Genomic DNA, 23,404 nt, shown 5'->3' with positions numbered 1-23,404 from the left:
GGATGAGAAGGCTTCGGCCTCTGCATTAAAAGATCGATGGCGTCGTGAGCGAGCTGCATGCGCTCAAGGCCTAGGTCAGTGCGGCCCTGACCCATATCGATTTTATGAAGCCGATCATCGGTCGCGCCGCTCTCGAGTGGCGCCACGAACATTCCATCAAGGCGGCCACGCAGCAGAAGTGCTTACGCTGTTCACGGGCAGTCCAGCCAGTTGGCTTGACCTCGCCAACCATCAGGCCACGCCCCTAGGGGAAGCGCGAGCTGCACGTCGAAGCGCCGTGTGGTGTTGACGTTGATGAAGTCCTGCAGCGCCGGCGGGATCTCCGCGCCACTGTGTGCGCGGTGCGCTCTGCCAGTGCGTCGGCGATCTCACGCGTCTCGTCGCGCGACCAGCCTTAGACGGATTGAAGCACACGATTCGCAAGGGATAGTGTACTGCGAGAATATCCTGAAGGACGGTCTCAAGATCCGTGTCGGTCTCGCGCCGGACGTAGCCGGCGCGCGCCGAAATCCTTAAGCAGCAAGTAGATGTCGCGGTCGAGGCGATCGGCCGGCACGATCGAGGGCGAGAAACGGTCGGTTGATCTTCTCGATGTGGACACGGCCGTCGATCGGCTCAAGCCGCAGCGAGCTCGAGCAGCTTGCGTGCGGCGGCGTCCGGATCCGCATGGGGACGGGGCTGTACGCGCTTCATGCTTGCCTGGTCAGCTTGTCGCGTTCGGCAAGGTCAAAAGCCTTGGCCTTGGCCTTTTCGATGGTGAGAAGAGAGGGGTCGAGGCGCCGACCAAGCAAGTTGTCTCAGTAGAAAATAGACGCTCGGCCGTCCGTCGGCGAAGCGGACCTCATAGTTGCCAGTGTCGGGTACGGCTGTGGCGTGCGCTCTTACCCCCTGATACGGCCCCGATCAGAACGGCCAAGCGATAGCTTTTATGCCGGGGCTGAATTCGAGGCTGGACGGAAGCGGGCGCTTCGCTTTCGGCGCTCGATAAACGGGACTTCAACGAAGCGCCAAGAAAGCCAGGCCATTGGAATCGTGAAGAAGATGCCGAGAATAGAGCCCAATACGACTGAGAGCAGAGGCGCATCCTGAATGGTCACGACGTGCAGCGCGAGCGCAAGCCCAATCATGTGGAGAAGGTAAAAGCTGTAGGAGATGCGTCCGATGAACCGGACCGGGCGTAGATCTAAAAATGCGAACAGGCGGCATTGGGGATCGAAAGCAACCAAGGAGATCAGAACGCCGGATGCCGCGATTTCCGCGAAAACTATTAGCGGTGGTTGGCCTCGAACGCCACAGATGAGCAGTACTGAGCAAGCGAGAACCGCGGCGAGGCCTCGCCGAGGTCCAAAGCTTTCGACCATGAGCGGCCCGGCAAAATGCAGCGCAAGCCCAACTACGAAGCCGTAGAGCGGCGCAAGGTTGGTGACGCCTCCGAGTAGTTTCGAATACTCACCGCTGAATGACAGCCCGAATAGTATTGCAATAACGGGGATCGTCGATCGAGGCCCGAAGTGCTCGCACATCCAAAAAGCCACGAGAACCACCGGAATAGCAACAATTTCGACCGTCATAGACCACATCGGACCGTTAATGTCTGACCGCAGCATCAGCGCATTCATCGACACGTTGACGGCCGAGAAATCGCGACCGTCGTAGAGCCCGAATTGGAAGTGCAAAAAGGTGAACAGCAAAACTGTCGATACCGCTGCCGGATAGAGCCGGAACAGTCGTGCCCGAACGAACTCGACGAGGTTGCGGTTCTTCGTCAACGACCGGGCGAGAACAAACCCACTCAACACGAAGAACAGGATTACGGCTGACAAGCCGGTCGCCTTCGTGTCATAGAAACCGTTGACGCCGTGGTAAGCCACAATCGACACGGCCGCGAGCCCGCGCAGAGATTCCAACCTCGGAACAAAGCCAAGATTCTGTTGCGGCTTTTGGCTGGCGGTCTCCAGAATGTTCATTGAAGGGAATTTGTCTCGATGAGGTCGGTAGGGCCCGCGGGAGCGGAATACCCGCTTTGGTTATCACTCGCGGTTTCCGCGGTGACTGAGTAGCGTCGAACGGGGCTTAGAATGCATAGTGCGCACGTCAAAACATTTATCAAGCTCATCTTTGGGCTGATTTGCTTGGCGATACTCGCCAGCCACGTCATGACGATGTTGCGGTGGAGCGAGGCTCGCGGGGTCTATGACGACGTTTGCTACCTCAGGCAGGCCCACCTTTTCCAGCGTTTCGGCCTGAATGGGTTCGATACGGACGCGGCTGGCGACGACGATCGCTATTTTGTAGGCAAACTGAAGCAAATCGCATTTCCTGAGCCTAACAATCCAGAACGATGGCCGTGCCACATTCACAAATCAGGCGGCAAACTCATCTTGCAATATCCGCCCGGGACGGGGTTTTTGCTAGCTCTGTTCCCGGAGGGATTTCAGGTTGCCCCGCTCTACATCGCCTCCAGCATAATCGTCTGTGGCTTTGCGCTGCTAGGTGTTCTTATGGCACCGACCCTATTCTCCGGGATGGGCGCAGGGCTCTTCGGCGCGCTGGCTGTTTATCTCATGATCAATCCAGCCAAAGCGAGCTACTCGATAGCGCCTACTGTGGCGTTATGCGCTGTTGTGGGATTCCTCACGGCACTGTGGCTGACCGAGGCGAAGCGCAGCATCTTGCTGATTGCGCTGATAGGCCTCCTGATCGGCGTGTCGGTCAATTTGAGACTGCCAAACCTCCTCTTGGCGGCCGGCTATTGCTTGTTCCTGGCCACCGCGTTCATGCACTCGCGGACACTCGCCACGTTCCTTCATGGCCTGGCCTTTGGTGCTGGGGCTCTTGTTGGCATGGCGCCGACTCTGATCGCCCAAGCTGTCAACGCCGGCAGTCCATTTGCAACGACCTACGGCGCAAATGACGCGCGTCCTCCCGCAATTGACGTCGCAGTTCTTGGCGAATATCTGCGCGACACGCAGTTGTTCCTAATCGGCGTTGCGGTCGTCTGGACGGGATTGTCGCTGCGAGTCAGCGACCGAGCGGCACGTCAGAGCGCTCTAATCGTCGCGGGAAATCTCGTCGTCAACCTCGGGTTCTTTATGAGCCACCCAATTTTCACCCAATACTATGTTGTTCCGATAGCAATGCTCTCCATGTGGACGCTGTCGTTCGCTTGGCTGATGCCGTGGCGCGAGCTTCCGGAGATAGTATCCTTCCAGGGAAAGGCGTTGGCACGCTGACTTCGAGCCTAGTAATCGTGCTTAGGCTGATGATCCTGTTCACTTGCTTTTCAGCCCGAGCTCGACCAGCCGGCGGATGGCTTCCGGGCGAGAAAGGTCGAGATCGTTTGCTTCGGAATCCATGCGTCGATGCTTGCCATCTGATCCGGCAAGACGCGCAGATGGATTGACTCAGCAAGCAGTAGGCGGCCGCCCTCGTGATTTTCCGGTACGCGTTATTGATTCCCCATGAATTTCGCGTACCAGAAAAGCAGGACAAGAGGAAGGTAGCGCCTTCCTGCTCGGCCCTAACACCAACCACGAAGGACGTTTATCAACACGATCGAGGCTGATCGGCGTGATAGCACGCCGCCCCTAAACTCGTCCTCTAACATCATCACCTTTCCTGGGCGCAATCACGCCACCCTGGGAACTTCTTCCTTTGTACTGCCGTCTGACGATGTCGCTGAGGTCGAACTGACACCGCGCGCGAGGCGCCGTCTCGCGAGTCAACAGCTGGAGCTGGCAACCGAAACAGCCAAAAAATGCGAGGCTCCGCCTAAGACGCGCTGAGGGTTGCTCGAGGGCCTCGAGGCAAGTGGAATAATGGAAGGCTTGCGTGCGGATGCACCACACTATCGCCGGCCTCCAGCGAGCCGATTTGCCGGAGGGAAGGCACCATAGGCTGTTAAACCGGAGGACTCCTTTCCCATTACCGCCTACGGTACTTTTTTACACTGCGCATGGGCTTTCAGATGTGACCTGGAAACAGAAGGCCCTGGCCGCCGGCAAGCACAAGCACACCCACCTATCCTCGAAACGCATCCAGACTGCGATTGCTCAAGATATTGCCTTTCTGGCAGGGATCCAACGCGTCGCAAGCCCCAGGAGCGCTCGGGATGAAGGCCCCTGGAAGCGCGACCGGCAGCGGCTGATGACGCACCGCCGGCGGCTCAAGCCATAAGGGTTAGCCGCAATCTGTGCTACCGTGACGAGGGCGGTCGCGCCCGCAGGACGTCAACAATCTTGGTTTCAACTCCCGTCGGCTCACAGGAGCCGGCGGGTTTTCTTTGTAGCTTTACAAAAGCTCGCACCCCGGTATTGTTTTTCTTTCGCGGGGGCGCCGCTTGCAGCGGTTAACACCCTGGCGGCTTCGCCTTTGTTTTGGCAAGTCGATAGACCGCCTGCACGGCAGGGACCGCAGCCAAGCACTGCTGCGCCAGCTGAGCTCCATGCCGAGCGAAGGCGGCGTTCCAGTCACCTCGCCCCGCATCGACAATGATCACCTCTTCGAGTTTGAGAGAGGTCGCCCCAGATGCCCTGGCAGCGTCTAAGACGCGTTGTTGGAGGGCGCGTACAGTGGCTGGAATTCGCTTGTCGGGCAATTGGGTCTCCTTCGAACCGGTCGGCGGCAGCTAATGCACAACTAAAGAAGGCCGATATCCATATAGGAGGATTGAGAGTTTGACGAATAGCCCGGCGCGGCCAGTGGATTGAGGGAAGGCCCGCAGGTTCACGCTGGCCGGCCTTCTCGCCGAAGTGAAGTGTTCCTCGAACAGTTCGCAGCGGTTGACCCAAGAAAAGGAAAGGATAGAGTCTGCGATTGGCGCCGTTCCTCGGAACGCGCAGGCGCTTCTTGGGTAGTGCTCATGAACCAACCGCGCGTTCGCGATTTCTCGGCAGCCATCCTGATTGATAACGCGGGGCGTCTGCTGCTTCAGCGTCGGGATAACAAGCCTGATATTGCTCAACCTGGAAAGATCTCATTCTTCGGCGGAGGTCGAGAGGAAGGCGAAAGCCCGCTCGATTGTATAGTTCGTGAAATTGAGGAAGAGGTCGGAGCTTCGCTTCCGCCGTCTCGTTTTGAGCATTTGACCAGTTTAGATGTGCCTGACCCCGAGAACGCGAGCGGACATGTGAAAGGCGAATACTTTATCGCGCGGGAAATTTGCACGGCCGATCTCGTGGTCACGGAAGGCCAGCTTCTGGTCATTGACCCGGAAAATATTGAGACAATCCGGGACGAGCTGACCCCACTCACCAAGCTTGTTTTGCGGCAGTTTTTCGCGGGACAAGCGGCTACCCTTCACAGATCGGTATTGTTCCTCTGTACTGGCAACTACTACCGTAGCCGCTACGCAGAGGAGCTTTTCAATCATAGGGCTGAAAACGAAGGCTTGTCCTGGCGTGCGTTTTCCAGAGGGGCCGCGGAAAGAGGTTCACCGGACAATGTCGGATTCATGTCGCCGTTTGCTCTCGAACGTCTGGAGACGGTTGGAATTGCTCCCAAACGCGCGGACCAGCTCCCTCAACCATGTAGCTTGGCGGATATTTATCAAGCTCACCTCGTCATCGCGCTCAAGGAGACTGAACATCGCGCGATGGTCGAACGGCGCTTTCCAGAAGCGGCACACAAGGTTCAATATTGGCAAGTCGATGACATCGACGTCGCCGATCCGGCCGACGCGCTTCCGATGCTAGAACGATTGGTTGCAAGCCTGATCATCGATCTGCGCTCCGCCCGTCTCCCTTGATCGGATCATCGAAGGGCCGCCCCAACCTCGATCGGACGCTTCGCTTCATAGCCGCCTTGGTTTGTCAGCCGAACGAAGTGCCCGACTCGTTGCATCTCGAGCCAACCGCGCTCGTGGGCTAAGGCCAAAGCGGCCCTAAACTGATCACCAGTACCACCGGCCTTCAGAAAGGGCATGTTCACGAGCTCGATGAAGATCCTGCCGTCCTGGACCGCCTTGATGCCATTCGCGATCTCGACCCTGGCGCTGCGGCCTCAGGATCGGAGTAAGGACGTTCGCTCATCAATTTCATGGATTAGGCCCCAGCCGGACTGGCGCCAAGCTATAGGCGGTTCTCGATCATCAGGCGGGCCGCCTTTTCTTGCCAGGCAGGATGGCTTGCTGCGTGCCGTTGCTGCCCGCGGCAATGAGGACCGGCGCATGCCGCAGCTTGTGCACACGAACGGCGATGAGAAATCCTGATTTCGCCCGGCCACCGGCCGACGTACTCAGCTGAGAGCCTGACGTTCTGGCGCCAGCGATAGTCCTGGCAGAACACGAGCAGATCGCGCACGCTGTTGACCGCGGATCGCCCAGGGTGATCTTCAACGGACGACCATCAGTCCTTGGGTGGTGAGGGGCGAGGCATGCGCTATCGAATCGCGGCGGGAGAGTGAAATCGTCGATTACTGGTCGCTCTGAACGCGTGCGAGCTACTGCAGCTCGTGGGTGTGGACAAGCCCGCCGTCTCGCTGGCCGGCTATTCACCTCTGGTGGAGCTTCTGAGAGACCGTGCCAAGTAGCTAGTAGTGCATCATGCACCAGCCCATTAGCACCACGCCGCCGTGAGCAGTAGGAAGATCGCGATAGAGCTGGGGCCTGACGGAAAAAAAGGTGGCTTCTTGGCCTGACCTAAAATCCTACCAGAACTTGGCATGCCTTGTCGGGCCCCAACTCCACTTGCCAGGAAGGTATACATCAGCACGATCGTCCGGCGACTTCGCCGGCTCCGCTAAGGTTTGGCTAAGCGGGTGAGGGTGGATCACGTGAATCAGATCCTGTGAACCCTGCATCTGACGTTCGTACTGTTCAGAGTTTTGCATGCTATCGGCGGACATACTCAAGAAACTATCAGTGCTCATCACGGTACGCTGTACCCGAAATGCTACAGCGCGGATAGAAATCGGACCATCGGACGCGTTTGTTACCGGTATATGTTGGAGTGAAGCCTCGGGATGGCGCACAAGTGGGCTTGCGATTGCTGTCAGAGCGCGGCGGCCGATGGCTCAAAGCGAACCTCTTTCATTTTCCCGGGGCTGTGTGGTCGCGTAAGCGAGGATGTGTTGAGCTGTCAGAGGGGGATGTCATCGCGCTACAGCTCGTAGTAGAGCGCATCACAACAGCTGGACTGAGGGTGCGGTTTTATGGGCGGCTACGACGTTCGGACGGCGCCTCGCTGGTCTGTGCGTTGGTGTTTCGGGGGAAACGCTAACGAAGGAGAATGGCCGTCTGATTGGACGACCCTTTCCGCTGATCAAAATGGTAGGTATCGGGTCGTGTCCCCGTGGTGTAGCTCGGTAGAGCAAAGCCGCCCGGACGCGCGCCTCAAACAGCGCCGTAGCGGGCGGGCGGCTTTGCGGTGGTCGCCGGCAGTTCTCCGGTAGGATCGGGTTGCGGCACGCCAACGCAACCGAGGAACCACCGATGACCAACGATATGATGAACCTTCGCACGCTCGTGGAGAAGACCCTGATGCCGATCTCTTGCGAGTAAAGTGTCGCGCTTCCTTGAGGCATGGCTCAACGTCTGCTTGAAGAAGCACTGCTCTTGCTGTGGTTCGAAACAGGGGTGAGCACTCTCACCATTGGTTGGGTCGAAGGGGTCGAACTCAACTTCTTCGCAGTCCTCTGCTTCGATCTACGTCGTCCGGCGCTCAAGCTTCCAGGCCTCGGCCGCTTCGGAGTTGCTGCCGGGCGACATAACCTCCGGGCGTGGCGAACATACTCTGCCGGTGGAGTGCAATGGCCGCCATAAGGGAAGTCCCTGATGCTGAGAGGATTCCCCTCGGCCGGGATTGTGTAGCCCTGCTGCCTCATGCGAATTGCATACGTGACCCGCCGTTGATCGTGAAGCCGCCACCAGAAATAGCTATTCGGATCAGATCTTCAGTTTTTCGATAGTCGAGCGAAATAGATGTCCTCTCGCAAGAGCCGCAACCCGAGGGCGAGAGCAAGGGCCTCAATCGTTCGGCCTCGACCGTATTCCAGATGTGGATCGTGGCAGTGACGTCGACGTTATTGCCGGCCGATAGGCGCCAGGCTGCCAGCCTGAAGCACAAGCTCAGAGTGAGGGTGACGGCAAACAGGAGCATCGAGACGAAGTGACTCACTCTATGGCTCACCATTGATACTTCGGGACGAGAGCGAGCACGCGTCACCGATTCGGAAAATGCGACGCGCTGACTAGCTCCAGATTTCACCAGGTTTGCAAAGCCGCTCGTCCCTCCGCGGTAATCCGATATTTAGTAACCGGAGGGCAGTGAGAAAGCATCGGCCGATCGCAGCTCTCCGCGCGACGTGCTCGTGATCAAAGTGCTGGTCCACGGCTCTGAAGTCAATTGCTTCAGGAAGGCGCGCTCAATCTCGGTTTGGGCCATGCTTGCCTCTCCGTAGGACAAATCGACTAGCGCGGCTGTGTTCCGCTTCGGAAACGAACAAAAAGCCGTCATGAAGCTCCGAAGGCGCTGATCAGCCCGATCGTGATGGGGACCAACCCACGACCGTCCACAGGGCTGGCGAGTTGGAGCCGAGAGCGGGCGAGAGGCATTCACTGCACAGCTTAGCGAGTCGTGGCTTTAACGTCCCCTCCGCATTCCCACAGCTATCCAAGGAACCAAGGAATTTTGCCCGGTTCCGTCGCGTCCCGCGGGTTGGGATGGCTCGACGGCCCTGCTAGTTCCGGTCGGCCAATGCACTCCTTAGCGCTCGTCCGCAATCACCTTGCCGTCATTGGGCAGTGCGCCTGGATTGACGAGCTCGACATTACCGCCGAGCTTTGTCACCACGCGCAATGTGCCAGCAACGCCATCGCGCAACTGATCGTTGGGAGTCGCGGTTTCTGCCCTCAGCGTCATCACATCAGCCTCGCCCTGGCGAGTGACGACAAGGCGCAGTCGCCCGAGCGCGCGATGGCGCTTGCCGATCTCGGCGATCTGCTCGGGGCGGACGAACATGCCCTTTACCTTGGTGGTCTGGTCGGCGCGACCCATCCAGCCTTTGATGCGCATGTTGGTGCGGCCGCATTTGCTTGGGCCGGGAAGCGCCGCGGTGAGGTCGCCGAGCGCAAGCCGGATCCAGGGATGGTGCGGATCGAGCGAGGTCACCACGATCTCGCCGACGTCGCCGGGAGAAACGGGATCGCCGGTGCCTGGCCGGACGATCTCCACGATCAGATCCTCGTTCACGACCATACCCTCACGCGCCTCGGTCTCGAACGCGATCAGACCGAGATCGGCGGTGCCGAAGGCCTGGTAGGCTTCGATGCCGCGCGCCTTTATCTCGGCCTGGAGCGAAGGCGGGAAGGCGGCGCCCGAGACCAGCGCGCGCCTGAGCGAGGAGACGTCGCGGTCGGCGGTCGCCGCGGCATCGAGCAATATCTTCAGGAAGTCCGGTGTGCCGCTGTAGCCGACCGGGCGGTAGGCCTCGATCAACTCGAATTGCTGCTCGGTATTGCCGGGGCCAGCCGGGATCACGGCGCAGCCGAGCGCGCGCGCCGAGGTGTCGAAAATGAAGCCGCCGGGGGTGAGGTGGTAGCTGAAGGTATTGAGCACGATGTCACCCTCGCGGAAGCCGGCCGCAAACAGCGCACGCGCCCCCCGCCAGGGATCGTCCCGGCGTCCCTCCGGCTCGAAGATCGGGCCCGGCGAGGTAAACAGGCGGCCGAACGAGCCGGGCGCCGCAGCCACGAAGCCGCCGAAGGGCTGGGAGGCCTTGTGCAGGGCCGGCAGCTCCGACTTGCGCAGCACCGGCAGGCCCGCCAGCGCCGCCCTGGAGGTCACCGAGGCGGGGTCGACGCCCTTCAGTCGCTCGGCGTAGGCAGGGGCGGCCATGGCGCTGCGGAGCACGCTTGGCAGGCGGGCGAACAGCTCGGCCTCGCGCGCCGCCGGCTCACGCGTCTCGAGGGTGTCGTAATGGGCGGTCATGGCAGGTCTTTCCGGGTTGGCATCCGTTGCGCGCCGCCGCCCGCATGGGTATCAGACGGCCATTGCGGCGGCTTGGAGAGCGCGGAGTGACGGACGAGAGGATCAGTGAGGCTGAAGGGGCGGGCGATGTGGTCGCGCGATTGAAGCGCCGCATGGTCGAGGATGCGCTGCCGCTGTGGTCGGCGGTCGGCTGGGATCACGCCGCCGGCGGTTTCATCGACAGGCTGCACCGCGACGGTACGGCGGATACGGCCGCACCGCGGCGCGTGTTCGTGCAGGCGCGTCAGATCTATTGCTACGCTAAGGCGGCGCAGATGGGCTGGTACCCGCAAGGCCGCGCCATCGCCCTCAAGGGGCTCGAGCACCTCCTGACAAAAGCGAAGGCGCCCGACGGCAAGCCTGGCTATGTGCACCGGCTGACGCCGGAGGGCGCGGTGCTGGATTCGCGGCGCGATGCCTACGACCACGCCTTCATCCTGTTCGCCCTGGCGACGGTCTATGCGCTCGACCAGGACGCGCAGATCCGCGCCGAGATCGATGCGCTGCTTGCTTTCCTCGATGGCCATCTGCGCTCGCCGCATGGCGGCGTGCATGAAAGCCTGCCCGTGTCGTTGCCGCGCCGGCAGAACCCGCAGATGCATCTGTTCGAAGCGATGATCGCGTGCTTCGAGGCGACCCACGATCTGTCGTTCCAGAACAGAGCCGGCGAGTTCTTCGCGCTGTTTCTCGCCAATCTCTATGACAAGCGGAAGTGCATCCTGACGGAGTACTTTGAGGAGGACTGGTCGAAGATCGTGCCGGTCAGCGTCGAGCCCGGGCACCAGGCGGAATGGGTCTGGCTGCTGAAGGGTTTTGAGCGCATCACGGGCTGTCCCACCGGGCAGCGGCGCGCGGAGCTGCTGGCGACCGCGCTGTGCTATCGCGACGCGACGACCGGCTGCCTGGTCGACGAGGGCGACGATACCGGTCACATTCGACGTAGCACGCGCCGGCTGTGGCCGCAGACCGAGATCGTGAAGGCCTGGGTCGCGCAGGCCGAGTCCGGCGAGGCAGGCGCGGCGGACGAAGCGCGCGCGGCGCTGGTGCGGCTCGAACGGCATTATCTCAGCCATCCAGTGCGGGGCGGCTGGTACGACCAATTCGACAGCGACGGCAAATCGCTGGTCGACACCATTCCTGCGTCGTCGTTCTATCATGTTCTCTGCGCGGTCACGGAAGCGGAGCAGGTGCTGGGTTGAATTTTCAAAGCCACCGTTTGCGCCGCTTGAAGCTCTTGAGGTTCTTGAAGCTCTTGCGCTGGTCGCCGGCGCCGCCGAGGTAGAATTCCTTGACGTCCTCGTTGTCGCGCAATTCGTCGGCGGTGCCGTCGAGTACGACCTTGCCCTGCTCCATGATGTAGCCGTGGCTTGCCACCGAGAGCGCGGCGCGCGCGTTCTGCTCGACCAGGAGGATGGTGACGCCGAGATCGCGGTTGATCTTCTGGATGATCGAGAACACCTCTTTTACGAGCAGCGGTGACAGGCCCATCGAGGGCTCGTCCATCAAGATCATCTTCGGGCGCGCCATCAGCGCGCGGCCGATTGCGAGCATCTGCTGCTCGCCGCCGGAGAGATAGCCGGCAAGGCCGGTGCGCTCCTTCAGGCGCGGGAAATAGTTGAACACCATATCGAGATCGGCATCGACCTCGCGATCCCTGCGGGTGAAGGCGCCGAGCTTGAGGTTCTCCAGCGAGGTCATGTCGGCGACGATGCGGCGGCCTTCCATGACCTGGAAGATGCCGCGACGGACGATCTTATCGGGATCGATGCCGGCGATCGGTTCGCCCTCGAACAGGATCTCGCCGCGCGTGACCTCGCCATCCTCGGTTTTGAGCAATCCCGAGATCGCCTTCAGCGTCGTCGACTTGCCGGCGCCGTTGGCACCCAGCAGCGCCACGATCGCGCCCTTGGGCACGTCGAGGCTGAGGCCGCGCAGCACCAGGATGACGTCGTCATAGACGACCTCGATGTTGCGCACGGCGAGGAGCGGAGCGGGAGCCACGACGGTGGGAGTGGGGCGGGGTGCTTCCAGGATATCGGTCATATTGATTGCCGCCAATTTGCTATGCTCGTCATGCCCGGGCTTGTCCCGGGCATCCACGTACTTTCTGCGTGAGGTCAGACGTGGCTGGCCGGGACAAGCCCGGCCATGACGTCTGAGATTGAATCACCAGCCCAGCAGTTCCGGCTTGCGCGGCAGCTCGACGGTCTTAACCTTCTCGAGCTTGATCGTGCCCTTGGCCATGAGGTCGTTGAGATCGCCGTCGGTCGGGCCCGAGATCTTGGTGCGGTAGAGATCGACCTTCAGCGTGCCGCGATGATCCTTGTCGGTCCAGGTCGAGGCATTGCAGACGCCTTCCATCCCGGCCGGCACCCAATCCTTCTTCTGGTAGAAGCCCTTGGCGACGTTCTCACCGGTGGCGCCGCCGTTCTTGGCAGCCCAGTCGATCGCCTCCTTCATGTAGAGGGCCGAGCAGACCGCGGCGACGTAATGCACGGGGCGATAGACCTTGCCGGTCGGATCGGACATCTTGGAGATCTCCATCACCGTCTTCATGCCCGGCGCATCGCCGCCCCAGCTCACCGCCGTGCGCAGCGGGAAGATCACGCCGTTGGCGGCGTCTCCGGCTGTCTTGGCGGCGTTCTCGTCCATGCCCCAGACGTTGCCGAGGAATTGGATCTCGACGCCGGCTGTCTTGCAGGCCTTCATCACCGAGATGTTCGAGGCCGCGGTGTTGCCGAGATAGGCGTAGTTGGCCCCCGAGGATTTCAGGCTCAGGCACTGCGCACTGTAGTCCCCGGGCGCGAGCGCGAACACCAGCGGCGGCAGCACCTCGAAACCGAGCTCCTGCGCCATGGCTTCACCGGCGGCCTTCGGCGCGTTCGGATAGGGATGGTTGGCGCCCATATGGACGAACTTGGGCTTGCCAGGCTTGCCTTTGGCCTTCCAATCCTCGGCCGCCCACATCAGCATCGCGCGCAGCGAATCCGAATAGCTCGGCCCGTAGAAGAAATTGTAAGGCGCGGGCTTGGCCTTGCCGCTCGTCCCTTCGGGATCGGTCAGGGCCGCGGCGTAGGAGCCGGACATATCGGGAATCTTGTCTTGTGCGAGGAAGCCGGTCAGCGCTTCGGTATCTGCGGTGCCCCAGCCCATGATCGCCGCGACCTTGCTGTCGGGAGCAGACCATTTCTTGTAGAGCGCGATCGCCTTCGGTACCTGATAGCCGTAATCGTTGGTGTCGACATTGAGCTGCTTGCCGCCGACGCCGCCGTTCTTGTTGACCCAGGCGAAGGTGTCGGCGACGGCCTGGCCGTAGGGCGTGCCGACGTCGGAAGTACCGCCAGAATAATCGGCGAGATGGCCGATCGCAATCTGCGCCTGCGCGCTCGCCGAGAACGCGGCGACGACGATCGCAAGCGATGCGGTGCTCAAAAGGGACGTCATCTTCATGGGTCGGTTCCTCCGGTTTATTGTTTAAGTGAGATTGCCGCGCTCAGTGCGAGAACGGGTAGAGTTTCCAGTATGCCTTGATCTGCCGCCAGCGATGCGCCAGCCCATCCGGCTCGAACATCAGGAAGACGATGATGATCACCCCGATCGCGATCTCGCGCAGGAAGGTGATGTTGTTGTTGAGCGACAGCGCCTTGTCGATTGCGCCGCCCTTCAGGTACAGGCTGAGCAATTCCATCGATTCCGGCAGCAGCACGACGAAGGCGGTGCCCATCAGCGTACCCATGATCGAGCCGGTGCCGCCGATGATGATCATCGCGAGGAATAGGATCGAGCGCTCGATACCAAACCCTTCCTGGGAGACCACGAGCTGGTAGTGCGCATAGAGCGCGCCGGCGATGCCGGCGAAGAAGGCGGCAAGCCCAAACGACAGCGTGCGGTACTTGGTGAGATTGATGCCCATGATCTCCGCGGAAAGGTAATGGTCGCGGATCGCCACCAGCGCGCGGCCGTCGCGGGTGCGCATCAAATTGGTGACGAGGATGTAGCTCAAGAGCACATAGGCCAATACGACGTAGAAATATTGCCGGTCGCCGCGCAAGCTGTAGCCGAAGATCGAAAACGGCTCGGCGCTCGCCGGCACGGAGCCGCCCGAGAACCATTCGGCGCGGGAGAAGAAGTCGAGCAGAATATATTGGGCGGCCAGCGTCGCGATGACGAGATAGAGTCCCTTCAGCCGCGCCGCCGGAATGCCGAAGATCAGTCCGACCAGCGCAGTGACGATCCCTGCAAGTGGAATCGCGAAGAACACAGGGATCGGCGCGTTGTTGGAGATGTAGGCCGAGGAGAAGGCGCCGAGGAGGAAGAAGGCGGCGTGCCCGATCGAGATCTGGCCGGTGAAGCCGACCAGAATGTTGAGCCCCAGCGCCGCGATCGAGAAGATACCGATCTGGATCAGGATGCTGAGCCAGTAGCCGCTGAAGACCTGCGGCGCCAGGCACAGCAGCGCAACCCCCGCAATCGCGAAGTTGCGGCTGGTGGTGGTCGGGAAGATCGTGGTGTCCGCGGCGTAAGAGGTGCGGAAATCACCGGCGGGAATGAGGGCAGGGCCGGCCATGGTTCAGATCCGCTCGATGTCGTGGGTGCCGAACAGGCCGTAGGGCTTGATCATCAGCACGATGATGAGGACGTAGAACGGTGCGATCTCGTAAAGATTGCCCCAATGCAGGTATTCGCTGTCGACATATTGCGCGATGTTCTCGAGCAGGCCGATGATGATGCCGCCGAGCACGGCGCCGCCGACGGAATCGAGCCCGCCGAGGATCGCCGCCGGAAACACTTTGATGCCGTAGGCTGCAAGTCCCGATGACACGCCGTTCACCACGGCGACCACCACGCCTGCAACCGCCGAAACCGTCGCCGAGATTGCCCAGGCCATTGCAAACACGCTCTTCACGGAAATGCCGAGCGATTGCGCGACCTGCTGGTTGAACGCCGTGGCGCGCATCGCAAGTCCATACTTGGATGCGCGGAAGAACCAGGCCATGCCGATCATCATCGCGACCGAGACCACGAGGCTCATGACGTAGACGGTCTGGATCTGGAGGCCGAACAGACTGACCGACTGGCTCTCGAACACGCGCGGGAAGGGCTGCGGGTTGACGCCGAACATCCATTTCAGCGTGGCCTGCAATACGGTGGAAAGGCCGATCGTCACCATGATGACGGAGATGATGGGTTCGCCGATCATCGGCCGCAGGATCAGGACCTGGATCGCGATGCCGAACACGAACATGAACACCAGCGTTATCGGCATGCCGATCCAGAACGGCACCTGATATTTCGCGAGCAGCGCCCAACACACCCAGGCGCCGACCAGTAGCAGTTCACCTTGCGCGAAATTGACGACCTGGGTGGCCTTGTAGATCAGCACAAACGACATCGCGACCACGCCATAGAGCGTGCCAACCACAAGGCCGTTGACCAAGAGCTGGATGAGGAAGGCAGTGTTCATGCGGGGATGCTCGCTGACAAATCCGGCGCTCTCTTCCCCTCTTCCTTTGTGGGAGAGGGCGGGTTCGCGAAGCGAAGCCGGGTGCGGGGTTCTCTCGGCAGTGACGGTGCGGAGAGAGCACCCCTCACGCAAACGAGGGTGTGGTGAGGCGCGTAGATGCCTTCTCCCGCTAGGGACGAGGGCGCATCGCACGTCACCGGATTCTCCGAGCGCGACATCACTCCGCAGCCTCCGCCATGTGGCCGTGCCCGCCGAGGTCCACCACGCGCAGCGTCGTGCGCACGCGCTGCTTGGTGCCGTCCTGGAAGCGGATCACGGTGTCGACGGGGATGTCGCTGTCGCCGTGATAAATCGCGTCGATGATGCCTTCGTACTTCTCGTTGATGACGCCACGGCGTACTTTCCTTGTGCGGGTAAGCTCGCCGTCGTCGGCGTCCAGCTCCTTGTAGAGCAGCAGGAAGCGCGAGATGCGCTGCGCCGGCGGCAGCGTGGCGTTGACGGTCTCGACCTCTTTCTGCAGCAGCGCGTAGACCTCGGGGCGCGAAGAGAGGTCGCTGTAAGTGGTGAACGAAAGGCGGTTCTTCTCGGCCCATTTCGAGATGATGGAGTAACGGATGCAGATCATTGCGGCGAGCGCGTCCCGGCCGGCTCCAAGCACGACGGCCTCGGCGATGTAGGGCGAGAACTTCAGCTTGTTCTCGATGAATTGCGGCGAGAAGCGTTCGCCGCGCGAGGTCTCGGCGAGATCCTTGATGCGGTCGATGACGACGAGTTGCTTGTTGGCATTGAAATAGCCGGCATCGCCCGACAGCATCCAGCCGTCCCTGATGTCGGCGACGCTCGCTTCCGGGTTCTTGTAGTAACCGAGGAACATGTTGGGGTGTCGCACCACGATCTCGCCAACGCCGTGGACATCAGGATTGTCGATGCGGATCTCGACATTGTCGGCCATCGGCACGCCCGTGGTATCAGGATCGACCTTGCCCTCGGGATGCAGCGTATAGGCGCCTAGCAGTTCCGTCTGGCCGTACAGCGTCCGCAGAGGTACGCCCATCGCCTGAAAGAACTTGAACGTGTCGGGCCCAAGCGCCGCGCCGCCGGTGGCCGCCGAGCGTAGGCGGGTGAAGCCGAGCCGGTCGCGCAGGGCACGGAAGAGGATTGCATCGGCAAAGCCTGAGCGCTTGCCCTGTTCCAGCGCGGCAAGACCCGACTTCATGCCGATGTCGAACAGACGCTGCTTGAAGGGGGTCGCATCCATCACCTTGGCGCGGACCTCGGCGGCGATCGATTCCCAGACCCTTGGCGCAAATAGCACGAAGGTCGGTGCGATCTCGCGCAGATCGTTCATCATCGTATCCGGCTCTTCGACGAAGTTGATCTTCATCCGGCAGAGCAGGCCTTTGCCGAGCACATAGACCTGCTCCATGATCCACGGCAGCGGCAACACCGAGACGTATTCGTCGTCCGGCCCTTTCGGATCGAACGCGAGATAAGTCGCGCAGTGGCCGAGCACGCGGCCCGCGGCGAGCATCGCGAGTTTTGGATGCGAGGTCGTGCCCGAAGTGGTGCAGAGGATGGCGACGTCCTCGCCCTTGGTTGCATCGACCAGCTTGTCGTAAAGCTCCGGCTCGCGAGTGGCCCTGATCCGGCCGAGCTCGGCGAACTTTTCCGCCGATAACAACCTCGGATCGTCATATTTCCGCATCCCGCGCGGATCGGAATAGATGATGTGCTTCAGCTTCGGGACGCGGTCGGCCAGCGTGAGCAGCTTGTCGACCTGCTCCTCGTCCTCGGCAAAGACGAGCCGGGCCTCGCCGTAGTTGAGGAGGTAGGAGGCCTCTTCGTCCAGCACGTCGCGATAGAGCCCGAGGCTCAATCCGCCGATTGCATGGGTCGCGACCTCAGCTGCAACCCAGTCCGGCCGGTTGTCGCCGATGATGCCGACGACGTCGCCGCGGCCGAGGCCAAGCTCGATCAGCCCGAGCGCGAAGTCGCGCACGCGGCTCTGGTAGTCGTTCCAGGTGAACGGGCGCCAGAGCCCGAGATCCTTCTCGCGCAGCGCGATCTCGTTGCCATGCTCTTTTGCGTTAAGCCGGAGCATCTTCGGATAGGTGTCGGCCTGCGCGACACGGGCGGCGTAATTCATCATGCCGCGCTCTCCTGCGCCGGCGGTGCATCGTCGGGATCGACAAGCACCTCGTCCTCCTCGCCGAGATAGGCGCGCTTGACGTGGGGGTCGGCGAGCACGGCGGCGGGATCGCCTTCGGCGATCTTGCGGCCGAAATCCAGCACCATGACGCGGTGGGAGATGTCCATCACGACGCCCATGTCGTGCTCGATCATCACCACCGTCATGCCGAACTCCTCGTTGAGATCGACGATGTAGCGGGCCATGTCCTCCTTCTCCTCGAAGTTCATCCCGGCCATCGGCTCGTCGAGAAGGATGAGGCGCGGCTCAAGCGCCATGGCGCGGGCGAGCTCGACGCGCTTGCGCAGGCCGTAGGAGAGGGTGCCGGCTTGCGCTTTCCGCACTGACTGGAGGTCGAGAAAGTCGATGATCTCTTCCACCTTGCGGCGGTGCTCCAGTTCCTCCTTGCGCGCGCCGGTGAGCCAGTACAGCGAGCCGGTGAGGAAATTGTTCTTTAAGAGGTGATGGCGGCCGACCATGATGTTGTCGAGCACGCTCATATGATGAAACAGGGCGAGGTTCTGGAAGGTGCGGCCGATGCCGATCGAGGCGCGCGCATTCGGCGTCAGCCCCGTGATGTCGCGGCCCTGGTAGAACAGCTGGCCTTCGGTCGGCTTATAGCGACCGGAAATACAGTTCACGATCGAGGTCTTGCCGGCGCCGTTGGGGCCGATGATCGAGAACAGCTCGCCCTCGTTGATGGCGAAGCTGACATCGGTCAACGCGCGGACGCCGCCGAATCGCAAGGAGACGCCGCGCACTTCGAGACTGGTAGCCACCAAATAAATCCCTCCCGGTGATGGCGCATTCAGCGGCGCTCTTCATCCTTTCCTCTCGGCCGATCCTAATACGGTCGTGCCGGTGAGGCCATGCAGCACATGGTCCCGACCGTAGTCCCGCCGCTGTCATCCCGTTTGGGATCAAAAGCCGCATCGGCTGAGGTGGTTCTCAATAGGGGAAAGCGCTATTTTGAAATGTCTCCAGCCTGACAATTCTGCGACAAAGTTTTTCGGGCGGCTGCGGCCTCCACCTTTTGGCGGATGGTGGTCCGAACGATCATGTTGCAATGCAACAGAAGAATGGAGTGACGAAACGGTGCGGCTGGCCTCTCGACCATGATTTCAGAGGATCAACTGAAGCGCGTCGCTGCCTGGGCGGGAGAGCTCGCGCCGGCGGAGATTGAGGTCGCCCGCGCCGGGATCACGGAACGGTCTTACGGCACCGGCGAGACCGTGTTCATGCGCGGCGATAAGTTCGATTACTGGGCCGGCATGGTGAGTGGATTGGCCCGCATGGGCGGGGTCTCGCGCGACGGCAAGGAGACCAGCCTTGCCGGGCTCACCGCCGGCGCCTGGTTCGGCGAAGGCAGCGTGCTCAAGAATGAACCGCGCCGTTATGATGTGGTTGCGCTACGCGACAGCCGAGTCGCGCTGATGGAGCGCTCGGCCTTCATGTGGCTGTTCGAGAATAGCGTCGGCTTCAACCGCTTCCTGGTGCGTCAGCTCAACGAACGGCTTGGCCAGTTCATTGGCATGCTTGAAGTCAATCGCACGCTCGATGCCACCTCTCGGCTTGCCCGAAGCATCGCCTCGCTGTTCAATCCGATCCTCTATCCGGAATCGACCGCGCATCTGGAGATCACCCAGGAGGAGATCGGCGCGCTGTCCGGCATGTCGCGCCAGAACGCCAATCGCGCGCTGAATCGGCTCGAGAAGGAGGGGCTGCTGCGATTGGAGTATGGCGGCGTCACCATCCTCAACGTCGAACGGCTGCGCGGATATGGAGACTAGCGCGCATTGGCGGGCGCATGCACCGGCCAGAGGTCGGTGCGCCAGCGAATGGCGATGGCTAGCATCGCGATGAAGCCCGCGGCGGCATAGAGCGAGCCTGTTGCCGAATAGCCGATGACATCGATCAGGCTGCCGGCCGCGAGCAATCCGATTGGCAGGCCGTAGATCACCATCATGCGCACCCCCATCACGCGGCCGCGCAGATGCGCGCTGGCCGTCCGCATCAGGATCACGGCGGCTGAAATCATCGACATGCTCTGTGCCGTACCGGCGAGCACGAGGCAGGCCATGGCGACCGGCATGGTCCTGATCTCGACGAACACCAGCAGCAGCGTGTACCAGGCCAGTGTGGCGCCGATCAGGAGCCGGGCAATGCGCAGCCCGCTGACCAGGCTGAGCGTGACTGAGCCGATCAGCGAGCCCAGGGCGAAGCTCGCCGAGAGGTAACCGAGGCCGGTCTGGTCGGTCTGAAAGATGTCGCGCGCGATGTAGGGCAGCAATCCATTGGTCAGCGGAAACGCGGTGAGATTGGTCAGGAACGCGACGCAAAGCGCTGCCAGCATGGCCGGCCCGTTCCAGGAATACACGATGCCTTCCTTGAGATCGCGCAGCAGCCGCGAGCCCGAGTGACTCTCGACCGTACGATGCTGAGTGGACTTCGGCGGTCGGGTCAAGCACAGCATCAGGACCGCGGCCAGAAGATAGAGGCAGGCGATCACAGCATAGACTTTGCCGATGCCGAAGGTCGCGAATAGTCCGGCTCCTGTCAGCGCCCCGGCGATGCGCGCGCTGTCCTGGGTCGTGCGAGACAGGCTGATCGCCCCCACCAGCAACTCGGTTGGCATGATGTCGGCGAGCAGCGCGCTGCGCAGGCCGAGATCCGAGGAGCGGATCAGGCCCATGACCGTCACGATGACCATCACCTTAAAGGGGGCCAGATGTCCTGATAGCGCCAGCACCATGATGGTCGAGGCGAGCACGGTATAAGTGAGGCGCAGCATGACCAGAAGGTCGCGGTGACCGATGCGATCGCCGACCATCCCGAGCACCGGAGCAATCAGCGTCCCCAGATATTGCAGCGACGCGAGGACAGTCAGCAGCAGCACCGAGCCGGTTTCGACCAAGATGTACCAGCCCAGCACCAGCGTCTCGATCTCGAATGCCCAGGAGGTGAGCAGATCGGACGGCCACTGGAAACGATAGTTGCGGATGCGGAATGGTGCGAGCGCCGAACGCCGCGCGGTTGTGCTCACAACGCGATGACGCGTGTCACGGCGATTCCCTTGCCCTTGTCATTTCTTTTGCTGCTTGGAATCGTAGCGCCGACGATCCGCGTGTCAATCGCGACCGTCGCGGGCCGCCCCTGCGTCTGGCTCTTACCTCGCCGCAGCTCTCGCTTTTCGTTCCGCGAGCGCCCCGGCCATCGCCGAGATCAGCGGACGCATGAAATAGGCGTCATCCGCGGGTAAGATATCGGTACGCAATCCATGCGCTGCGAGCTCGCCGGAAACGGCCGGCCCAACCGATGCGATCAGCGTTCGTTCGAATCCCGCGCGCAGCTTCGCTTCGCTGCCATGCGCCTTGGCCGCTTCGATCAGCCGGCGGATCTGGCCGAGGTTCGTGAGCGCAATCGAATCGATCCGTCCTTCGGCTAAGTCGTCGATGGCGGCAACGATGTTGGCATCCGCAGCCTTTGCGTCGTAGGCATAAGGCAGCACGGTATCAACTTCGGCACCTTGCGCGGCCAGCGCGCCGGTCAGCGCGCTGTGGTCCTTGTCCGGATAGAGCTGGAGCCCAAGACGATGTCCCTTCAAATCGAGCTTGCTCAGCATTTCGATCACGCCCTCGGTGGTGGGCTTCTCCGTGGTGTGCTGGGCCTCGAGCGAGATCTCGCGCAGCGCTTTGCCGGGTTTCGGCCCACGGGTGAATTTCCGCGATCTGGCCAGGGCCGCGACAAGGGCCTGGTCGAGCCCACGTGCGCGTGCGAGCTTCATGATCCGCCGCAGGCCCTCTCCGGTCATCAGCACGAGGTCGTCGAGTGGCTTGTCGATGGCGCGGCGGATCCAGGCTTCGACCGGGGCCGGGTCCGGCGCATCCTTGATGGTGAACATCGGGCATTGAACGACTTCGGCGCCTTGCTCGGCCAGGAGCTTCGAGAACTGCGCCTCCTCGCGGGTTTCCAGGATCAGGATGCGGGTGCCGTTCAAGCGGTCGGCCATGAGTGTGCTCCGGTCGGTCGAAATCGCAATGGTCCATTCATCCTGACTCTGTCGCCGGGATTGGCGCAAGGGGGGCGTCGGTGCTAGAGCAGGGCGCAAATCGCCGGTCGTTCCGCCGATCTGCACAAACCCTCATCAAGAATCCTCTCTTCAACAGCCATGCCCGATCATCAATACGTTCTGACCCTGTCCTGTCCGGATCGTCCCGGCATCGTTTCGGCGGTGTCGACCTTTCTGGCGAACTCCGGACAGAACATTCTCGACGCCCAGCAGTTCGACGACGTCGAGACCAAAAAATTTTTCATGCGCGTGGTGTTCACCGCGGCCGATCTCGCCGTGGAACTGTCAGCGCTGCAGACCGGCTTTGCCGCGATTGCCGAGCGCTTCGCCATGGAGTGGCAGATGCGTGATCGCGCCGCGCATCGCAAGGTGATGCTGCTGGTGTCGAAGTCCGACCATTGCCTGGTCGACATTCTGTACCGCTGGCGCACCGGCGAATTGCCGATGACGCTTGCTGCAATCGTCTCCAACCACCCGCGCGAGGTCTATGCCGGGCTCGATTTCGGCAGCATCCCGTTCCACTATCTGCCTGTCACCAAGGAGACCAAGAGCGAGCAGGAGGCGCAGATCATCGATCTCGTCGCCAAGACCGGGACCGATCTCGTGGTGCTCGCCCGCTACATGCAAATCCTGTCGGATGATCTGTCGGCCAAACTGTCGGGACGCTGTATCAACATCCACCACTCGTTCCTGCCGGGCTTCAAGGGTGCAAAGCCCTACCACCAGGCCCATGAGCGCGGCGTCAAGCTGATCGGCGCCACCGCCCATTACGTCACGCGCGACCTCGACGAAGGTCCAATCATTGACCAGGACGTCGAGCGCATCAGCCATCGCGACACGCCGGAAGACCTCGTTCGCAAGGGGCGCGATATCGAGCGCCGCGTACTGGCGCGCGCGATCCGCTATCACCTCGACGACCGCGTCATCTTGAACGGTCGGAAGACCGTGGTGTTCGTGGATTGAGTTGCTTCACCTCGCCCCGCTTGCGGGGAGAGGTCGGACTGCATCGCAAGATGCAATCCGGGTGAGGGCCACTCTCCGCGAGTCCCTCTGTCTCCGTCCCTGTGGAGACTCCCCTCGTCCCAACCCTCTCCCCGCAAGCGGGCGAGGGAGCGCACCATTTAGCGCGCAGCGTCGGCCGACGTGGAGCCCGTGGCCCCCTTCTGCGCCTGCTCTTCCTTCTCGCGATCGGCCGCCGGCATCAGCCGCTTGCGCTCGCGTTCTTTCATGTAGGCGTCGTATTGCGGCGTGCCCGGCCGGGGCGGCGCGTCCGCCGGCAGGCCGCCGGCCCATTGCGGAACGTAGTCGCCCATGCCAGCCGAAAGCTTCTCGTTGACGGTGCCGCAGCCAGCAAGGCTGGAAGTCAGCAAGGCAATGAGGGCAGCAATCGAAGGCGAACGGAAGCGCATGAACATATCTTCTGGGTCGAATTGGATCGGACGCGAATGATGGGGACGCCCGATGGACGCAAGCCGCGTCACCCTAGTCCTCAATCGGTAAAATTGGCCTATTCGACGGCGGATTCGAATGTATACATAGGAGGTAATATAATAAGGTGATTTGCCATGGATTGGCTTCTTCGATCTGATAAAGTATACATCACGTATGCAGGTGAAGATGCCGGACGCATCAATTCAATGTCGTCTCCGGTGCATGTTCGAATTCTGCAAGGGAGAGGCGGTTTTCTCCAGCCACGCCGCCGTTGGACGCTCCTAGGG

The 23,404-nt window shown here is 61.5% G+C and carries 17 protein-coding genes and 2 pseudogenes; 6 read left to right on the top strand and 13 right to left on the bottom strand.

The window, feature by feature from the left end; translation table 11 throughout:
• Nucleotides 1–191 precede the first annotated feature (191 nt).
• A pseudogene (locus IF809_RS34620) lies at nucleotides 192–601 on the bottom strand (hypothetical protein).
• Nucleotides 602–926: 325 nt separating this feature from the next.
• Nucleotides 927–1,967 (bottom strand): acyltransferase family protein, encoded by a 1,041-nt coding sequence (locus IF809_RS34615; RefSeq protein WP_462839791.1) that lies wholly within the window; start codon nucleotides 1,965–1,967, stop codon nucleotides 927–929.
• A gap of 111 nt (nucleotides 1,968–2,078) precedes the next feature.
• Here IF809_RS34615 and IF809_RS34610 point away from each other — a divergent pair, with 111 nt between their 5' ends.
• The 3 genes and pseudogenes from IF809_RS34610 to IF809_RS34600 all read left to right on the top strand — a co-directional run.
• Entirely contained in the window at nucleotides 2,079–3,233 is a 1,155-nt protein-coding gene (locus IF809_RS34610) for a hypothetical protein (protein WP_462839790.1), read from the top strand.
• A gap of 1,628 nt (nucleotides 3,234–4,861) precedes the next feature.
• The gene (locus IF809_RS34605) at nucleotides 4,862–5,746 is read left to right on the top strand and encodes an NUDIX domain-containing protein (RefSeq protein ID WP_462839789.1); all 885 of its coding nucleotides are present in this window, start codon (nucleotides 4,862–4,864) and stop codon (nucleotides 5,744–5,746) included.
• A 1,833-nt stretch (nucleotides 5,747–7,579) separates the two neighbouring features.
• Nucleotides 7,580–7,759, top strand: a pseudogene (locus IF809_RS34600) (hypothetical protein); the annotation flags it as partial.
• 58 nt (nucleotides 7,760–7,817) lie between these two features.
• Here the strand turns inward: IF809_RS34600 and IF809_RS34595 are convergent.
• The gene (locus tag IF809_RS34595; protein ID WP_462839788.1) at nucleotides 7,818–8,114 is read right to left on the bottom strand and encodes a hypothetical protein; all 297 of its coding nucleotides are present in this window, start codon (nucleotides 8,112–8,114) and stop codon (nucleotides 7,818–7,820) included.
• A gap of 588 nt (nucleotides 8,115–8,702) precedes the next feature.
• On the bottom strand, nucleotides 8,703–9,926 hold the full coding sequence (locus IF809_RS34590) for a phenylacetate--CoA ligase family protein (protein WP_462839787.1): 1,224 nt from the start codon (nucleotides 9,924–9,926) through the stop codon (nucleotides 8,703–8,705).
• A gap of 86 nt (nucleotides 9,927–10,012) precedes the next feature.
• Between IF809_RS34590 and IF809_RS34585 the strand changes: the two genes are divergently transcribed.
• On the top strand, nucleotides 10,013–11,164 hold the full coding sequence (locus tag IF809_RS34585) for an AGE family epimerase/isomerase (protein WP_462839786.1): 1,152 nt from the start codon (nucleotides 10,013–10,015) through the stop codon (nucleotides 11,162–11,164).
• Nucleotides 11,165–11,168: 4 nt separating this feature from the next.
• Here IF809_RS34585 and IF809_RS34580 read toward each other — a convergent pair whose 3' ends face one another.
• The 6 genes from IF809_RS34580 to IF809_RS34555 all read right to left on the bottom strand — a co-directional run bounded on the left by IF809_RS34580 (nucleotide 11,169) and on the right by IF809_RS34555 (nucleotide 18,396).
• Nucleotides 11,169–12,008 (bottom strand): ABC transporter ATP-binding protein, encoded by an 840-nt coding sequence (locus IF809_RS34580; protein WP_462839785.1) that lies wholly within the window; start codon nucleotides 12,006–12,008, stop codon nucleotides 11,169–11,171.
• A gap of 123 nt (nucleotides 12,009–12,131) precedes the next feature.
• The gene (locus IF809_RS34575; RefSeq protein ID WP_462839784.1) at nucleotides 12,132–13,415 is read right to left on the bottom strand and encodes an ABC transporter substrate-binding protein; all 1,284 of its coding nucleotides are present in this window, start codon (nucleotides 13,413–13,415) and stop codon (nucleotides 12,132–12,134) included.
• 43 nt (nucleotides 13,416–13,458) lie between these two features.
• Nucleotides 13,459–14,532, bottom strand: coding sequence for a branched-chain amino acid ABC transporter permease (locus IF809_RS34570; protein ID WP_462839783.1), 1,074 nt, complete (start codon nucleotides 14,530–14,532; stop codon nucleotides 13,459–13,461).
• Between the two features lie 3 nt (nucleotides 14,533–14,535).
• On the bottom strand, nucleotides 14,536–15,429 hold the full coding sequence (locus IF809_RS34565) for a branched-chain amino acid ABC transporter permease (RefSeq protein ID WP_462839782.1): 894 nt from the start codon (nucleotides 15,427–15,429) through the stop codon (nucleotides 14,536–14,538).
• A gap of 217 nt (nucleotides 15,430–15,646) precedes the next feature.
• Nucleotides 15,647–17,578: an AMP-binding protein gene (locus tag IF809_RS34560; protein WP_462839781.1), complete on the bottom strand. Its 1,932-nt coding sequence runs from the start codon at nucleotides 17,576–17,578 to the stop codon at nucleotides 15,647–15,649.
• The gene (locus IF809_RS34555) at nucleotides 17,575–18,396 is read right to left on the bottom strand and encodes an ABC transporter ATP-binding protein (RefSeq protein WP_462839780.1); all 822 of its coding nucleotides are present in this window, start codon (nucleotides 18,394–18,396) and stop codon (nucleotides 17,575–17,577) included. Before IF809_RS34555 ends, IF809_RS34560 begins: the two co-directional genes overlap by 4 nt.
• Nucleotides 18,397–18,732: 336 nt before the next feature.
• Here IF809_RS34555 and IF809_RS34550 point away from each other — a divergent pair, with 336 nt between their 5' ends.
• Entirely contained in the window at nucleotides 18,733–19,407 is a 675-nt protein-coding gene (locus IF809_RS34550; RefSeq protein ID WP_462839779.1) for a Crp/Fnr family transcriptional regulator, read from the top strand.
• Here IF809_RS34550 and IF809_RS34545 read toward each other — a convergent pair.
• Both IF809_RS34545 and IF809_RS34540 read right to left on the bottom strand, forming a co-directional pair.
• Nucleotides 19,404–20,660: an MFS transporter gene (locus IF809_RS34545; protein WP_462839778.1), complete on the bottom strand. Its 1,257-nt coding sequence runs from the start codon at nucleotides 20,658–20,660 to the stop codon at nucleotides 19,404–19,406. The two genes, IF809_RS34550 and IF809_RS34545, sit on opposite strands and share 4 nt — an antisense overlap.
• 123 nt (nucleotides 20,661–20,783) lie before the next feature.
• The gene (locus IF809_RS34540) at nucleotides 20,784–21,626 is read right to left on the bottom strand and encodes a uroporphyrinogen-III synthase (protein WP_462839777.1); all 843 of its coding nucleotides are present in this window, start codon (nucleotides 21,624–21,626) and stop codon (nucleotides 20,784–20,786) included.
• A gap of 159 nt (nucleotides 21,627–21,785) precedes the next feature.
• Between IF809_RS34540 and purU the strand changes: the two genes are divergently transcribed.
• A complete protein-coding gene (gene purU / locus IF809_RS34535; RefSeq protein WP_453982952.1) occupies nucleotides 21,786–22,649 on the top strand; it encodes a formyltetrahydrofolate deformylase in 864 nt (287 codons plus the stop codon).
• A 158-nt stretch (nucleotides 22,650–22,807) separates the two neighbouring features.
• Here purU and IF809_RS34530 read toward each other — a convergent pair whose 3' ends face one another.
• A complete protein-coding gene (locus IF809_RS34530) occupies nucleotides 22,808–23,101 on the bottom strand; it encodes a hypothetical protein (RefSeq protein ID WP_453983617.1) in 294 nt (97 codons plus the stop codon).
• Nucleotides 23,102–23,404: the final 303 nt, after the last annotated feature.

It is taken from the genome of Bradyrhizobium sp. UFLA06-24 (assembly GCF_054967145.1).
The sequence above is the reverse complement of the archived record's forward strand: the minus strand, read 5'-3'. Positions and strand labels throughout refer to the sequence as shown.

Excerpts from the sequence above, each read along its gene's own strand:
- IF809_RS34610 (WP_462839790.1), top strand. The coding sequence starts at position 2,079 with ATGCATAGTGCGCACGTCAAAACATTTATCAAGCTCATCTTTGGGCTG.
- IF809_RS34565 (WP_462839782.1), bottom strand. The coding sequence starts at position 15,429 with ATGAACACTGCCTTCCTCATCCAGCTCTTGGTCAACGGCCTTGTGGTT.
- IF809_RS34605 (WP_462839789.1), top strand. The coding sequence starts at position 4,862 with ATGAACCAACCGCGCGTTCGCGATTTCTCGGCAGCCATCCTGATTGAT.
- IF809_RS34575 (WP_462839784.1), bottom strand. The coding sequence starts at position 13,415 with ATGAAGATGACGTCCCTTTTGAGCACCGCATCGCTTGCGATCGTCGTC.
- IF809_RS34550 (WP_462839779.1), top strand. The coding sequence starts at position 18,733 with ATGATTTCAGAGGATCAACTGAAGCGCGTCGCTGCCTGGGCGGGAGAG.
- IF809_RS34530 (WP_453983617.1), bottom strand. The coding sequence starts at position 23,101 with ATGTTCATGCGCTTCCGTTCGCCTTCGATTGCTGCCCTCATTGCCTTG.
- IF809_RS34580 (WP_462839785.1), bottom strand. The coding sequence starts at position 12,008 with ATGACCGATATCCTGGAAGCACCCCGCCCCACTCCCACCGTCGTGGCT.
- IF809_RS34540 (WP_462839777.1), bottom strand. The coding sequence starts at position 21,626 with ATGGCCGACCGCTTGAACGGCACCCGCATCCTGATCCTGGAAACCCGC.
- IF809_RS34615 (WP_462839791.1), bottom strand. The coding sequence starts at position 1,967 with ATGAACATTCTGGAGACCGCCAGCCAAAAGCCGCAACAGAATCTTGGC.
- IF809_RS34590 (WP_462839787.1), bottom strand. The coding sequence starts at position 9,926 with ATGACCGCCCATTACGACACCCTCGAGACGCGTGAGCCGGCGGCGCGC.
- purU (WP_453982952.1), top strand. The coding sequence starts at position 21,786 with ATGCCCGATCATCAATACGTTCTGACCCTGTCCTGTCCGGATCGTCCC.
- IF809_RS34560 (WP_462839781.1), bottom strand. The coding sequence starts at position 17,578 with ATGATGAATTACGCCGCCCGTGTCGCGCAGGCCGACACCTATCCGAAG.
- IF809_RS34570 (WP_462839783.1), bottom strand. The coding sequence starts at position 14,532 with ATGGCCGGCCCTGCCCTCATTCCCGCCGGTGATTTCCGCACCTCTTAC.